Consider the following 13,641-nt stretch of genomic DNA (forward strand, 5'->3'; position numbering starts at 1 on the left):
CGATTATTATAGCATAATTGGTTTTCGTATGGCGGGCTGGCGTCCAGTCTTGTTATTAAGCGCTAATAAGGTAACGTATGTGATTGACTTGATAAAAGAAAAGTCATCTCAATATACAAGTGTAAACTTAACTATGAAAATTGCGGTTATATGCTAAACTACGTGCGTTTTTGCAGTCTAATATAATAGCTGTAATATTAAAAATGAGCGTTTATAGCACGCTGTAACTGTAATACTGGTAATGATCGATAGGACTATTTATGAAACGTTATGAATGTATTGTCTGCGGCTGGATATATGATGAGGCGCTTGGCTGCCCAGAAGAAGGTATCGCACCTGGTACTAAGTGGGAAGACATCCCTGATGACTGGACTTGCCCTGAGTGCGGTGTCGGCAAGCTTGATTTTGAGATGCTTGAGCTGTAGTAGATGACCCTCTAATTAGGACACTTCATGACAAAATCAAATGACATCAATAGTGCCAAATTGCCTGAAACGCTAGATAACAATCTAGAAGATCATCTGAATAACTACCCTACTCCTGAGTGGCGCAAGTTTGGGGAGCATCAATGGCGCGACTCTGACTTGAGTAAGCACCTTCGTCAAGCAATGATTGACATCGGTGATGGTATTGAGTTGTGTGTCGAAGCTGGCGGTAATCCCAACAATCCGCCGCTGCTGATGATCATGGGGCTAGGCTCACAAATGATATTTTGGCCAGACAATTTTATTAAGCGCTTTATCGATGCTGGTTTTTTTGTGATTCGTTTTGATAATCGTGATATCGGTTTGTCTTCTAAAGTGCAAATAGAAGGCTTGCCGCGTATTAGTCAGCTTAAAATGATGGTTCGTCTACAGACAGGGCTGTCTAACAAAAGCACACAAGTTGCTTATAACTTGACGGACATGGCTGAAGACACCGCACGTCTAATTAAAGCACTCAAGCTTGGTAAGACACATCTGCTTGGGGCTTCAATGGGCGGTATGATTGCACAAATCGTGGCGGCACGTTATCCAAGCTTAGTGCAGCGAATGGCGCTTATGTTTACCACGACCAATCGTGCGTTTTTGAAGCCGCCCAAGCCCAAACAGCTATACACCCTTATCAATCGTCCAGAGAGCCACTCTGAGCGTGATATCGTGCGTCATAGTGTTTGGTTTATGAAGACCGTTGGTACACCAGGTCATGTGAATGTGCGTATGGTCCGTGAAATCGCTAAGATTCGCTATCAGCGCAACTTCCACCCGCTTGGTACGGTGCAGCAGCTCAATGCTATCTTGGCATCAGGTTCTATCAGTCGGTTTAGTAAGCAAGTCAAAGCACCAACGATTGTATTACATGGTAGCGCTGACGGACTCCTGCCTGCCTCGCAGGGCCGAGTCGTTGCTAAAACCATCCCTAATGCTACGTTCCATCTCATCGAAGGCATGGCACACGATATTCCAGAGTATTATCAGCCTTATATGGTTGACTTAATCAGCAATCATTTATCGAGCAAATAGCTTTAAAAACATCAATGTCAAAAAAAGAGTGTAAAACCTAGCGAAAAATCACAGGTTTTACACTCTTTTTTGTTGCCTATTTAATCCTAGGGCGTGTCCTCAATTCAATCGATAGTTATCTAAATGGGTTAAAAATGGCTAAATCTTGCCAAATGGCGTCAAATAGCTGACTAATATCTCGATATTATCCTTGTTTGACTGCGATTTATCTCATTTTTATCACCATTCTTAAAATGAGGACACGCCCTAGTAATTGCATCAATCACAAGCAACACCAGCCCCTTCTTTATCAATACACATTTTATTCCCATTCTTTAGGTTGCCAATCCACGCCTTACCACCTGTAAATACAAAGGATGGTTTGCCCTGATAGCTATCGTTAGCGTTCACACCATTATTAGCAAAGCGAAAAGGAATCACTAGCTCACCGCCTAAATTGACAAAGCCCCACTCTTCACCGATACGCACGCCAGCATATTCCTCAGAGAACGGACGCACTTCATCAAATGAGTAGGTAATCATCGTGACATTATTGTCATCGACGAAACCCCATTTGCCATCTTGCTGACGTGATTGAAGCGTCGTAAAACGCGCTGGTACAGACTGTGATGCTTTACTAGATTTTTCGTTAGAAGAAGTAGGTTTATTCACTACCTGAGTGTTATTCTGGGCATTTGGATCATTCGCTGCATTACCATTTTTATCCACCCAACTGGTGGCACGACCTTTACGTACACGCGCCACCCCATTACGATAATTATCGATATCATCAATCGCTGCAGAAAACGAGACAACGGTACTATTGGCTGTGTTAATCACACCATAGTTACCCTCTTTTTTTACCACGATACGCCCATCCGATACAGGGCGCGCCCAACCTTGACTCTCTGTCAATATATCGTACATGGCAGGCACGACTTCACGGCCCTGCATATTAAGATAACCGACGCGACTGTTGCGCAGTACAGGCAACAGACCGCCTGACAGTTTATCGGCATCGACTTTTTGATAACGTGACAAATCAACGACTCGTTTGCCTTTTTTATCAATTAAAGCCACTGGTGCACCAAAGTCTTTGATCGCCAAAAAGTAACTGCTACTAGCCGTGCAGAAGACGTTTTTATAATAACTTTTTGGGATTTTACAACTGGCGGCGTGTGCGCTAGGCATCAAAAACAATGCACTAGATAGCATCGTTACGACGACACTGTATTGCGATATTTTTGGTAGCAAGCCAGACAATGTATGTGGCTGTTTTTTTGATAGCAATCGTTGAAGCATAAATAAACCTAGACAAATAATATAGATTGTTTGATATAACCAATCAGACGTTAAGTACATTATATCGTCAATCTACTATACATGTGTTGCAGCAATAATGTCGCTTAAAGTGCTACACACATATCCTCCGTGCAGAAATATCACTTATATACATTATGCGCTTTCATACTCCTACGAATCGTCGCCCTGATACAAATATTTTGATATAAGTACCATTACCCAACTGCCATAGGTTTATTTTGAAAAACGCAGCTATATCAAACACTTTGATTATTTATTTTCGTCCAACATGCCCAATAATTTTCCGCATAGCGATAGTACCTGTATTCACCGTAATAAATTATGGTTTTGCCATTTCATTTTGCGTTTAAAACCACGACAATATGGCTCTATGTCAACATAAGTTCTGACATGATGCAATGATAATAAGAGTGCTGTTATTCAAAATGCTGTTATTCAAATACTGTTATAAGGATAAATTATGGCTATTGCTTCAACGCGATCTGCACCTATTGGCTTAGTCATTGGTTGTATCATTTTTGGATTGGGCAGCTTAATTGTCGCTCACGTCGATATTGGTGGCTGGGCCATGTCGTTTTGGCGATTGGCTGTTTCTGGTATTGTATTTGCGGTATTGGCTAAGATAATGGGCCAACGTATGCCCAAATCAAGACGCGCCATTTTTTATGCGCTACTATCAGGGGCGTTTTTAGGATTAGATTTGGCGCTGTGGCATGAGAGTATTTATGCGGTTGGGCCTGGTATTTCGACGCTGCTGAATAGTCTGCAAATATTTTTCTTGGCTGCGATTGGGTTTATGTATTTCAATGAGCGTCAGTCTATCGTGCAGCTTATTAGTTTGTTTTTGGCCATGATAGGCGTGGCGATGATAGGTAGTCCTGAATTCGCACATAATACCGCTGCGACTTGGGGCTTTGTCACTGGTATTGTGTCAGGTGCCATGCTAGCGGCATCAATGACCTTTATCCGCAAAACGCATGACACTGAACCGACACCTATATTTATGCTAATGCAGCTGATCAGTATCGGCGGCGTCTTAGCCATGATTATACCGATGTTTGTATTTGACACAGGTAATATCCTGCCCAATACATGGTCTGAGATTGGCTGGGTGCTTATCTATGGTACGGTAATGCAGTGCTTGGCATGGGGATTGATTGCCTACTCTATTCCTAAGCTATCTCTGGCACTGACTGGGCTGCTATTGTTGACTGAACCTATTGCAGCCCTTGTCATTGACTATAGCTGGCTCGACAAGCCGATTAACACTTTACAGTGGAGTGGCGCACTATTAACAATGTTTGCTATTTATTTAGGCTCATTAAAGCCAAAGCCACGCGCCCTTCGCCGCTATCGATTTTTTTCAAGATTTTATAAGCGAGATTATAAGTAGCTTGCTACTACTATTGCTCAATATGGCCATACAAAAAAGCGCCTATGCTATCGATAACATGGGCGCTTTTTGTTAGATGAGATATGCTTTGACCATCTTTATTTGATCAGCTCAAACTTCAATCTCATCAGCCTTACTTATTTAGTTTCAGAACTTTGGTTAAACAAAGCATTCAACACGATAGCGGCTAAAGTAGCAGTACCGATACCGCCTAAATCAAAGCCGCCTAAGTGCAAGCTAAAATTACCAGTACCCATAATGACCGTTACTGCTGCAATAATCAAATTGCTGTTTTTACTAAAATCAATATGGCTATCGATCCATATTTTTATCCCAGCAACTGTGATAAGACCAAAAACAACAATAGAAGCACCACCTAATAGAGCCGCTGGTATGGTCTGAATGATCGCACCAAACTTTGGTGAGAGTCCCAATATGATAGCAACCAAACCTGCTACGACAAATATCGTCGTGCTATACACTTTGGTAACCGCCATGACACCGATGTTTTCAGCGTAAGTAGTAACACCTGTACCACCAAATCCTGCCGAAAAGGTCGTGGCTAAACCGTCCGCCAAAAATGCTCGGCCCATATAAGGCGTCACACGAGCCTTGGTCATGCCCTCTACTGCTTTAAAGTGCCCTAGGTTTTCAGCCACCAAAATAAAGGCCACAGGTGCAATTAGGATAATAGCTCTCATCTCAAAGCGCGGCGTATGAATGCTTGGTAGTCCAAACCATGAAGCGGCAGCTACTGTACTAAAATCAATCGCTGTACCAAAGCCTAAAATATTGGTCATGACAAAATAAGCAACGTACGACAGCACCAGACCGACGAGTAACAACAGACGACGCAACATACCGCGAGTAAATACTGCCACACCACTAATGAGCAATACGGTCAAAGTGGCCATCCAAGCATCAAACTGGTTGGCAGACACCCCTTGAATAGTCACTGGCGCCAAGTTAAGACCGATAATCATGACAATCGCACCCGTCACGATAGGCGGCATCAAGCGCTCAATCCAACCTGTACCTGTCTTCATCACTAGCAGACCAATCAATGCATAAATAATACCGCAGGCCATAATACCGCCTAGCGCAACATTTAGATTGTCATTGAACCCTGCGCCTGCATAAGCGGTCACCGCGATGACTGGACCGATAAAAGCAAAGCTTGATCCCAAGTAGCTCGGCATGCGCCCACCGGTAATCATAAAGAACATTACCGTACAGATACCAGACATCAAGATGGCTAAGTTAGGATCAAACCCCATTAATAAAGGCGCCAGCACAGTTGCACCAAACATGGCAAACGTATGCTGCACACCGAGTAATATACTCTTGGATGGTGGCAAATAGTCATTGATGCCGACTGGATCACGATCCAAGTCGCCCTTATAAGGACGCCATGTCGGAAACCAACGGCCATTTTCAAAATCTGGATTGTGCGGATAATTGATAGTAGCTGAATCAATGCCTGCAGACTCCAAGGCATTTTGAGTCGATAGATCTTGAGCGCTATTGTCTGACGCTGATGAAGGGTCTTTTTGAGATGGCATGCGCGCTTGTCCTATGTGAGCTAAGCTAAAGTAATAGGCTAGAATAACTGATAAAATAAGTATATTAATAAATGGACATATTTCTAAAGGCTTGTATAAATAGCAGAACGTTAAGTCTTTCTATCTATAATATGTCATCCCAATTCATTCATTTATGTTGTAATATGACAAACCAAAAGTATTATTTGGTATGATAGCCATATCTTGCTAGATGTATGAATACGGATATGTCTAACTGAAAAACTCAGTCTTTTTTAATCCGTCTTATTTTACGATGATAACCAACTTACAGGATGTTACATAGTTGTTGACTGCGAGCATGATAACGGAGTTTCAAAATAAATAAAAGTTATTATTCAACTGCCCTCAGTGCTCATTTACCTTATAACCTTCATAAATAGTGTCTCGCGCCCACCTATCAATGGTGACTAGGAGCGATGGCTGTCTATTATATTTTTCACAAAAGCGCCCAATGCCATAGATAAAATAGGCTAAAGCGCTTAAAATTTTTGGTGACTTATTATGATCAGTGTTTTTGATTTATTTAAAATCGGCATCGGCCCATCCAGTTCGCATACCGTCGGACCGATGGTCGCTGCAAACTTATTTTTGACCTCACTAACTGAGCAGATGGAACTGACTGCGGTTAAGACCATTGAGATTGAACTATATGGCTCTTTGGCGGCGACTGGAAAAGGCCATGCAACCGATACGGCTATTTTACTAGGCCTACTTGGGCACACGCCTAGCACGATAGACACACGCATGACCAGTAGCTACCTATCTCCTATCTTCTCTGACAAAATTCTCAATGTATCAGGCACGCATACGATTGCTTTTGATACAGAGCAAGACATCTACTGGTATGACGATACTGTGCTGCCTTATCACCCTAATGCATTGACGCTACGCGCTATCTCAACTGAAGGTGTTCGCTATCAGCAGACTTATTATTCAGTCGGTGGCGGTTTTGTCATTAATGAAGAAGATGCAACTAACCCAGACGAAGATCATGCCAGCCCGACCATCGATAGAGTTCCCTATCCGTTCAATAACGCAGCAGAGCTACTAGAACAATGTCGTGAGCATGATTTGAGTATCAGCGAATTGGTACTGGCAAACGAATGTCACTTTCATGTCAAAGAAGAAGTCTTTGCTTACTTAGATAGCATTTGGGAAGTAATGCAAGACTGCGTCAAACAAGGCTGTGAAAATGGCGGCATCTTGCCGGGCGGATTAGATGTTAAACGCCGTGCTCAAGATTTGCATACGCAGCTGTGCGCGGAAAAAGACCAACCTATCACCAAGACTGATAAGTTAGCCGCTATGGACTGGGTCGATTTGTACGCGCTCGCCGTCAATGAAGAAAACGCCAATGGCGGCAAAGTAGTCACGGCTCCAACCAATGGCGCAGCAGGTATCATTCCTGCCGTACTGCACTACTATCGTGATTTTTTGCCCAACTACAGCCAAGATGGCGTTCGTAAATTTTTGCTAAACGCCACTGCTATCGGTAGCCTTATCAAGCAAAATGCTTCAATCTCTGGTGCTGAAGTCGGTTGCCAAGGTGAGGTTGGTTCTGCGTGTGCAATGGCAGGCTCTGCACTGGCAGAAATCATGAATGGCACGCCAGCTAAATGCCTAAATGCAGCAGAGATTGGCATTGAGCACAATCTAGGTCTTACTTGTGATCCTATTGGCGGACTGGTACAAGTGCCTTGCATCGAGCGTAATGCGATGGGTGCAGTTAAAGCAATCAATGCAGCACGTCTAGCCTGTAGAGGTAATGGTCAGCACTTCGTCTCTTTAGACAAAGCGATAGAGACGATGAAGCAAACAGGTGCCGATATGTCTGATAAATATAAAGAGACGGCACGAGGCGGCCTGGCGGTTTATGCTGATAATAGAATCCCTACAGCAACGCGCGGCGTCAGTGTCAACTACAGTCAATGCTAATCCGACTTCTCGAAAAATAATTTACTAACAATAAACACGTAAAAAGGCCTCTAACGAATTAGAGGCCTTTTTATCATGTATAACTGCTTTATCGTCTATATATTGCTATCAATATTATTCAGCAGTTTTTGATACCACTTCGTTTAGAATCCATACTGGCTGCACTACGTTTGAGCCTTCTGCTGTTACTGCTTCTTGGCGTACATCTAGGACATAACGATAGTTCGGCTCATAGGTAAAGCCCTGAATATTACCGTTTAGCGTAGTGTAGTTTTTTTGATAGGTTTGGCGATACTGCAAGCACTGTGATTCAACCATGCTGCCATCAGTAGCAGTTAAGTCACACACTGCTTTACGCGGTGCAATTTCCACTTCAAAACTTGGGATGTTTACTACTTTTACATTCATAGGTTGTCCTTCAACAACCATCGTGCGCTCATTGTCCATACCCATCGTAGAGCAACCAGAAAGGGCAAAAGTCGTCATCAATGCTGCAAGTGCTAATTTCTTCATTATTCAATCCTCAGATAATTGTTATTAATTCTTTATTGATAGCTTAATTACTGGCTCATTTATTGGCTTTGCTAATAATTCATTGTACTCATTGTTACTTAGATAAACTTATTATTTTGAACACCTTCTCTTGCTTTGCTACAAGCTAATAAGGTTGTTTACTTCTTACTGAAACCAGTATAGGTCGCTAGCTGTCTTACCCTCTATGACTACTTTGTAAAGTAACGTCAGCTTTTGCAACTGATGTTAATGAAGCGTATTGAATAGCGGAGTTATTTGCTACTGAGCAGAAGTTTGACATAAAAAAGCCAGAACAAATATTGTTCTGGCTTTGATACAACTATGCAAATTCTGTTTTGTTAAGAATGACTAGCTACGATAATCAGCGTTTATTTTGACGTAATCGTATGACAAGTCGCAGGTGTATACGGTATCACTAGCATTACCACGTGCAAGGTCGATACGGATAGTAATCTCAGGTCGACTCATGACTGTTTTGCCTGCTTCTTCTGTATAGTCAGGTGCAACACCGCCATTTTGGCAAATCATTACCTCATCTAGATACACATCGACTTGCTCTGTGTCTAGGTCTTCGATACCAGCATAGCCCACTGCTGCTAATATGCGTCCCCAGTTAGCATCACTGGCAAAGAATGCCGTTTTTACTAAGGGTGAATGTGCGACTGCATAAGCCACATCGCAGCATTCTTGCGTAGTTTGACCGCCAGTCACTTTGACTGTCATAAATTTAGTAGCGCCTTCACCATCACGCACAATCAGTTGTGCCAGACGGACAAACACATCAGCCAATGCATCGAATACAGGCTGATAATGTGGATGCTCTGGACTATCAATCACCTCTGAGCTAGCAGCACCTGTTGCAATCAACACACAACAGTCATTGGTTGAGGTATCGCCATCGACAGTAATGCGGTTGAAAGACTGCTCATTGATAGCGCTTAGCATCTCTTGTAATAAGTCAGCAGCGATATTAGCATCTGTCGCCACATAGCCTAGCATAGTCGCCATATTCGGGCGTATCATTCCTGAGCCCTTAGACATACCAGTGATATGATAGCTAGTACCTGCTACATCAATTTTTTGGCTGGCCAATTTAGGAATAGTATCTGTCGTGCGAATGCCATTAGCAGCGGCTAGCCAGCTATCAGGCGCTAGGTTAGCCAATGCATTATCCAGACCTGCGATGACCGCATCACTATTTAACGGCTCACCAATCACACCGGTAGAGAATGGCAATATCGCATTGGTATCTACACCGGCCTTTTCAGCCAACGCTGTACAGATATCAATAGCGCGGCGCTTGCCATCAGCGCCCGTACCTGCATTTGCGTTACCCGTATTGGTGACTAAATAGCGCGGACTAACCTTAGCAAAGTGCTCACGCAATACTCGCACTGGCGCGGCACAAAAGGTATTTTTAGTGGTGACAACCGCAGTAGTAGCTTTGTCAGATATTGCGATGACTACTAGATCATCGCGGTCTTTATAACGAACGCCTGCCGCTGTGGCACTGAGTTTGATACCATCGATAGGATAGATAACGTCAGGTACTGATACATTTCCAACAGCCATAATAAAATCCTTATTCTTCAATTTTTATCGTTATTTATGAAATACGAAGTGATAAATATATAGTCAGTTCAAGACAGTTTAAATACAAGGAGAGCTAGCTACAGTGCTACAATAAGCAGACTGAACAAGCTAATCATCGTATCTAATTGACATGAGATTGACTATATATAGGTATCACGGTATATAAGTATTACGGTTTCTTTAAGTCAAATGCTGACCAAATTGGTGCATGGTCAGATGGTTTTTCCATAGCACGTAGCTCATAACTGATACCAGCATCGATACATTTATCGATTAAGTCTGAAGTACATAGAATATGATCAATACGTAACCCGCGCTTAGGTTCATCATTGAAGCCGCGACTGCGATAATCAAACCAGCTGTATAACTCAGTGCTCTCTGGATAATGCAGACGGTAAGTATCTGTTAACTCACGTGACATCAATGCTGAGTACCATTCGCGCTCTTCTGGCAGAAATGAGGTTTTTCTATTTTTCAACCAACGCTTGGCATTAACTTCACCAATACCAATATCGATATCTTCTGGTGCGATATTCATATCACCCATGACGATAATCGAACGACCTTCCGCTTTTAGCGTATCAATATAAGCCATCAGATTGGCATAATAAGCGCGCTTCATTGGAAATTTGGTCGGGTGATCTTGGCTTTCTCCTTGCGGAAAATATCCGTTAAGCACATCTACTTCACGACCTTCAAACTCATAACGTGCATGGATAAAGCGCTTTTGGGCTTCTTCATCTTCGCCAGGAAAGCCTTTTTGTACGAATACAGGTGTAGCTTTGGATAATAGTGCAACGCCGTAATGCCCTTTTTGTCCAAAGTACTCTACGTGGTAGCCCAGACCTTCGATATCGCTAAGCGGAAATTGATCATCATGAACCTTGGTTTCTTGTAGGCCCATGACATCAGGATCGATTACCTCGCGCACCGCCTCGAGCTGATGCTGACGTGCACGGATACCATTGATGTTAAAACTGACAAAACGGGTCATAAACTGTCCTATACTGATTGGTTAGAATATAGCGCTCTATAAATGGGTGAAATATAAACGACTATGATAACAAATGTAAGCGGTTCTAGCGGTTGCATGGCCTGATATCTTGAGCTAGAGTAACTATATTGTAAGCACTATCTATTATTGGTCTATCTGAAACACTTTTATTCAACAATACTTATTAAAAATATCGAGCATCACTATGACAACAATTAAGCAAAAAAATACGACATCAGCCATGAATGATGACACCAAACCATTATTTGCTAAAGATTATAACGTCTATATTAACCATACTGATGCTGGCGGTATAGTCTATCACGCCAATCATTTGGTGTTTTTTGAAAACTGCCGACGCGACTGGTTTACTGAGCTGGGCTTAAATGGCTATTTTTTGCAGACTGACAGTGGTGAAGTGCAGCATTTTGTCGTGAGTCAGGCCGACTTGCAATACAAAAGAGCTATTCTATTAGATGAGGTAATTAGCGTACGTATTGATAAAGTGGAGCTAAAACCTGCCAGCATCATATTTTACCAAAGTATATATCGCAATCTACCAAATCATAGTACTACGGAAACAGATGATAGCCAGCTACTAAGCAGCACCAAAATCGTTATTGCCTGCGTACAAAACCTTGTCAAACCAGAGCCAATGAGTAATGATGAAATAGGCAGCGATAAACCAGATACTGCAGCGACAACCCCACCAATGCGTCCTATTCGTGTACCAAAAAAACTGCGCGTTACGATCGAACAAGCTATCGACGAGCAATTAAATGGTCAGCAGTAGAACTGCTATGAGCATAGATACGGATATCGTGTTGTTTGAATTTGATAATCTATGGGTACATAGCCAACGAACGATACGTACTCATAGCATTAAAGATAGCAAAGAAGCCTCGAATAAAATCTCTATGCCGTCTAGCATTTATCAAAAATGGACAAGCAAGCTAACCGCAAACACCTCACTGGATAAAGAGCCATCAATTCATGATCGAACGCTAATAAGCGGTGCGAGCGGTACGCTATTGTCAGAGCAAGTCACTGTTTTGACAGGAGCGTCTGGTAGCGGTAAATCAGTACTGCTGCGAGTATTGGCAGGATTATTTTCCATGAGCAGCGGTACTGTTCGTTTGCACGATGACACGTCGAGTAATGTTTATCACGATATTCATGAGACTGCACCTGTGCGGTGGCGCAAGCAGGTCGCCCTACTCGCTCAGCACCCACAGTTGTTAGACAGCAGTGTCCTTGAAAACTTACAAATGCCTTATCAATTGCATGCTCACCAGTCGCAGACTTTTGATAGAGACTGGCATGTTGCTCAGCTTGAACACTTAGATAGAAGTGCAGATTTTTTGCAACAAGACGCCAAGCACTTATCTGGTGGCGAGCGCCAACTGGTCAATACATTGCGTCTATTACAGTTCAATCCACAAGTTCTATTTTTAGATGAACCAACTGCTGCTTTGGACATGGACACTTCAGCACAGCTAGTCAACTTGCTCATCAACTGGTTGCACGCAGATGCACAGCGCACACTCCTATGGGTGACTCACGACACAAAAGATATCATGCCTTTGGCAAATAGACATTGGCACATGCAAGCAGGTGTACTCACCGTAGACCCTTGACATCTTCTTGATTGGCAATATTTAATCAAATGAGTAAGTCGTCGCTTAGTTGCTCAGACAATTTGGCACGTTAATAACCTTAACCATCACCTTGTATTATTACTATAATTACTTCATAAATAAGCTCATATGAGTGGTACGAATGATATGCAAATTTTTCTCACTTATGGTGATATCGCTCTTGCTAGCAGCCTGGTTATCATTGTATTACTCATCTCTTGGCGCTTACGTTTAAAGCTCAGCAAGACCCTTTTGATAGCGGCACTTCGTACGATTATACAGCTTAGCTTTATTGGGCTGATACTGGCGTGGATTTTTGCACGTGAACAATGGTATGAAGTGCTACTTATCTTAACGGTCATGACTTTAATTGCAGGAAGTGCCGCCAAAAATCGTGTCAAACGCAGCTATAAAGGGTTATTAACAGATACGTTATTAGCAGTCGGTATCTCAGCAATATTAGTAACGGCGATTGCGATTATAGCGATTTTGAATGTTGAGCCTTGGTATACACCGCAATTTATTATTCCTATATTAGGTCTGATATTAGGGAACTCTCTGACTGCCATTTCGTTAACGAGCAATCAACTGATTGAATCCTTTCATGAGCAATCAGGACGTATCGAAATGATGCTCAGTCTATCTGCTAAGCCATTCGAAGCCGTCTATGAACAGATAAAAGCAGCTATTACTAATGGCATGACTCCAACTTTGAACTCTATGCTAGTCGTCGGTATTGTTAGTTTACCAGGTATGATGACGGGTCAAATCCTAGCGGGCGCCGATCCTACTCAAGCCGTACGCTATCAAATAGTCACTATGTTCCTGATATGTGTCAGCAGCACGCTTGGCTGCACCATCAGTGCCTTACTTATTTATCGAAGATTCTTTAATAAAAAAGATCAATTCATTTTACCGCAATAATTTTGGCATCTACATTCTTTTGTGTTTCATCAACTCACCAATATTAATTATCTAATCCTTCTTTTATCAGCTAACAAAGTCAATATATTCTTATAAGTTAATATATGTACTGATCAGTATCGCTTACTGTTATTGTTTTAGACTAAATTCATGCTAATGTATTGCTCAAATGTATCGTTTTTTTTGATAATTTATTTGTAAGTTGCAGATAAATATTTTTAGAACAAACATTATTTTTATTACT

12 protein-coding genes are annotated in these 13,641 nt (G+C 42.2%); 7 read left to right on the plus strand and 5 right to left on the minus strand.

All coding sequences use genetic code 11. The features are described 5' to 3' along the window. The first annotated feature begins 260 nt into the window (after positions 1-260). Positions 261-425, plus strand: a complete 165-nt coding sequence (locus ACTXGF_RS21625) for a rubredoxin (RefSeq protein WP_057759803.1) — start codon at positions 261-263, stop codon at positions 423-425. A gap of 27 nt (positions 426-452) precedes the next feature. Beyond that, complete coding sequence (locus ACTXGF_RS21630; protein ID WP_102092481.1) at positions 453-1,502, plus strand: alpha/beta fold hydrolase; 1,050 nt, start codon at positions 453-455, stop codon at positions 1,500-1,502. 258 nt (positions 1,503-1,760) lie between these two features. Here ACTXGF_RS21630 and ACTXGF_RS21635 read toward each other — a convergent pair whose 3' ends face one another. Further along, positions 1,761-2,783 carry a WG repeat-containing protein gene (locus ACTXGF_RS21635; RefSeq protein WP_443532889.1) on the minus strand — a complete coding sequence of 341 codons (1,023 nt, stop codon included), beginning with the start codon at positions 2,781-2,783 and terminating at the stop codon, positions 1,761-1,763. A gap of 481 nt (positions 2,784-3,264) precedes the next feature. Here ACTXGF_RS21635 and ACTXGF_RS21640 point away from each other — a divergent pair, with 481 nt between their 5' ends. Then, positions 3,265-4,197 (plus strand): DMT family transporter, encoded by a 933-nt coding sequence (locus ACTXGF_RS21640; protein ID WP_347162264.1) that lies wholly within the window; start codon positions 3,265-3,267, stop codon positions 4,195-4,197. Between the two features lie 137 nt (positions 4,198-4,334). Here the strand turns inward: ACTXGF_RS21640 and ACTXGF_RS21645 are convergent, their stop codons facing one another. After that, complete coding sequence (locus tag ACTXGF_RS21645; protein WP_443532887.1) at positions 4,335-5,759, minus strand: solute carrier family 23 protein; 1,425 nt, start codon at positions 5,757-5,759, stop codon at positions 4,335-4,337. 519 nt (positions 5,760-6,278) lie between these two features. Here ACTXGF_RS21645 and ACTXGF_RS21650 point away from each other — a divergent pair. After that, on the plus strand, positions 6,279-7,715 hold the full coding sequence (locus ACTXGF_RS21650) for an L-serine ammonia-lyase (RefSeq protein WP_443532957.1): 1,437 nt from the start codon (positions 6,279-6,281) through the stop codon (positions 7,713-7,715). A gap of 114 nt (positions 7,716-7,829) precedes the next feature. Here the strand turns inward: ACTXGF_RS21650 and ACTXGF_RS21655 are convergent, their stop codons facing one another. From ACTXGF_RS21655 to xthA, 3 genes are all read right to left on the minus strand, one after another. Continuing rightward, positions 7,830-8,228: a DUF4377 domain-containing protein gene (locus ACTXGF_RS21655; RefSeq protein ID WP_057759787.1), complete on the minus strand. Its 399-nt coding sequence runs from the start codon at positions 8,226-8,228 to the stop codon at positions 7,830-7,832. Positions 8,229-8,597: 369 nt separating this feature from the next. After that, positions 8,598-9,821 carry a bifunctional glutamate N-acetyltransferase/amino-acid acetyltransferase ArgJ gene (gene argJ, locus ACTXGF_RS21660; protein ID WP_443532884.1) on the minus strand — a complete coding sequence of 408 codons (1,224 nt, stop codon included), beginning with the start codon at positions 9,819-9,821 and terminating at the stop codon, positions 8,598-8,600. Between the two features lie 190 nt (positions 9,822-10,011). Next, positions 10,012-10,836, minus strand: coding sequence for an exodeoxyribonuclease III (gene xthA, locus ACTXGF_RS21665; RefSeq protein ID WP_443532882.1), 825 nt, complete (start codon positions 10,834-10,836; stop codon positions 10,012-10,014). 205 nt (positions 10,837-11,041) lie between these two features. On the opposite strand from xthA, the gene ACTXGF_RS21670 reads away from it, so the two are divergent. The 3 genes from ACTXGF_RS21670 to ACTXGF_RS21680 all read left to right on the plus strand — a co-directional run bounded on the left by ACTXGF_RS21670 (position 11,042) and on the right by ACTXGF_RS21680 (position 13,397). After that, positions 11,042-11,629, plus strand: a complete 588-nt coding sequence (locus tag ACTXGF_RS21670; RefSeq protein ID WP_443532880.1) for a thioesterase family protein — start codon at positions 11,042-11,044, stop codon at positions 11,627-11,629. Between the two features lie 7 nt (positions 11,630-11,636). Next, a complete protein-coding gene (locus ACTXGF_RS21675) occupies positions 11,637-12,473 on the plus strand; it encodes an ABC transporter ATP-binding protein (protein ID WP_443532878.1) in 837 nt (278 codons plus the stop codon). A gap of 147 nt (positions 12,474-12,620) precedes the next feature. Beyond that, positions 12,621-13,397, plus strand: coding sequence for an ABC transporter permease (locus ACTXGF_RS21680; protein WP_443532876.1), 777 nt, complete (start codon positions 12,621-12,623; stop codon positions 13,395-13,397). Positions 13,398-13,641 lie beyond the last annotated feature (244 nt).

The organism is Psychrobacter sp. 1Y6 (genome assembly GCF_052258385.2).
GTDB lineage: Bacteria > Pseudomonadota > Gammaproteobacteria > Pseudomonadales > Moraxellaceae > Psychrobacter.

Bases quoted from the DNA above. Each gene is read 5' to 3' on its own strand.
- ACTXGF_RS21625 (WP_057759803.1), top strand. From the start codon at position 261: ATGAAACGTTATGAATGTATTGTCTGCGGCTGGATATATGATGAGGCG.
- ACTXGF_RS21630 (WP_102092481.1), top strand. From the start codon at position 453: ATGACAAAATCAAATGACATCAATAGTGCCAAATTGCCTGAAACGCTA.
- ACTXGF_RS21635 (WP_443532889.1), bottom strand. From the start codon at position 2,783: ATGCTTCAACGATTGCTATCAAAAAAACAGCCACATACATTGTCTGGC.
- ACTXGF_RS21640 (WP_347162264.1), top strand. From the start codon at position 3,265: ATGGCTATTGCTTCAACGCGATCTGCACCTATTGGCTTAGTCATTGGT.
- ACTXGF_RS21645 (WP_443532887.1), bottom strand. From the start codon at position 5,759: ATGCCATCTCAAAAAGACCCTTCATCAGCGTCAGACAATAGCGCTCAA.
- ACTXGF_RS21655 (WP_057759787.1), bottom strand. From the start codon at position 8,228: ATGAAGAAATTAGCACTTGCAGCATTGATGACGACTTTTGCCCTTTCT.
- argJ (WP_443532884.1), bottom strand. From the start codon at position 9,821: ATGGCTGTTGGAAATGTATCAGTACCTGACGTTATCTATCCTATCGAT.
- xthA (WP_443532882.1), bottom strand. From the start codon at position 10,836: ATGACCCGTTTTGTCAGTTTTAACATCAATGGTATCCGTGCACGTCAG.
- ACTXGF_RS21670 (WP_443532880.1), top strand. From the start codon at position 11,042: ATGACAACAATTAAGCAAAAAAATACGACATCAGCCATGAATGATGAC.
- ACTXGF_RS21675 (WP_443532878.1), top strand. From the start codon at position 11,637: ATGAGCATAGATACGGATATCGTGTTGTTTGAATTTGATAATCTATGG.
- ACTXGF_RS21680 (WP_443532876.1), top strand. From the start codon at position 12,621: ATGCAAATTTTTCTCACTTATGGTGATATCGCTCTTGCTAGCAGCCTG.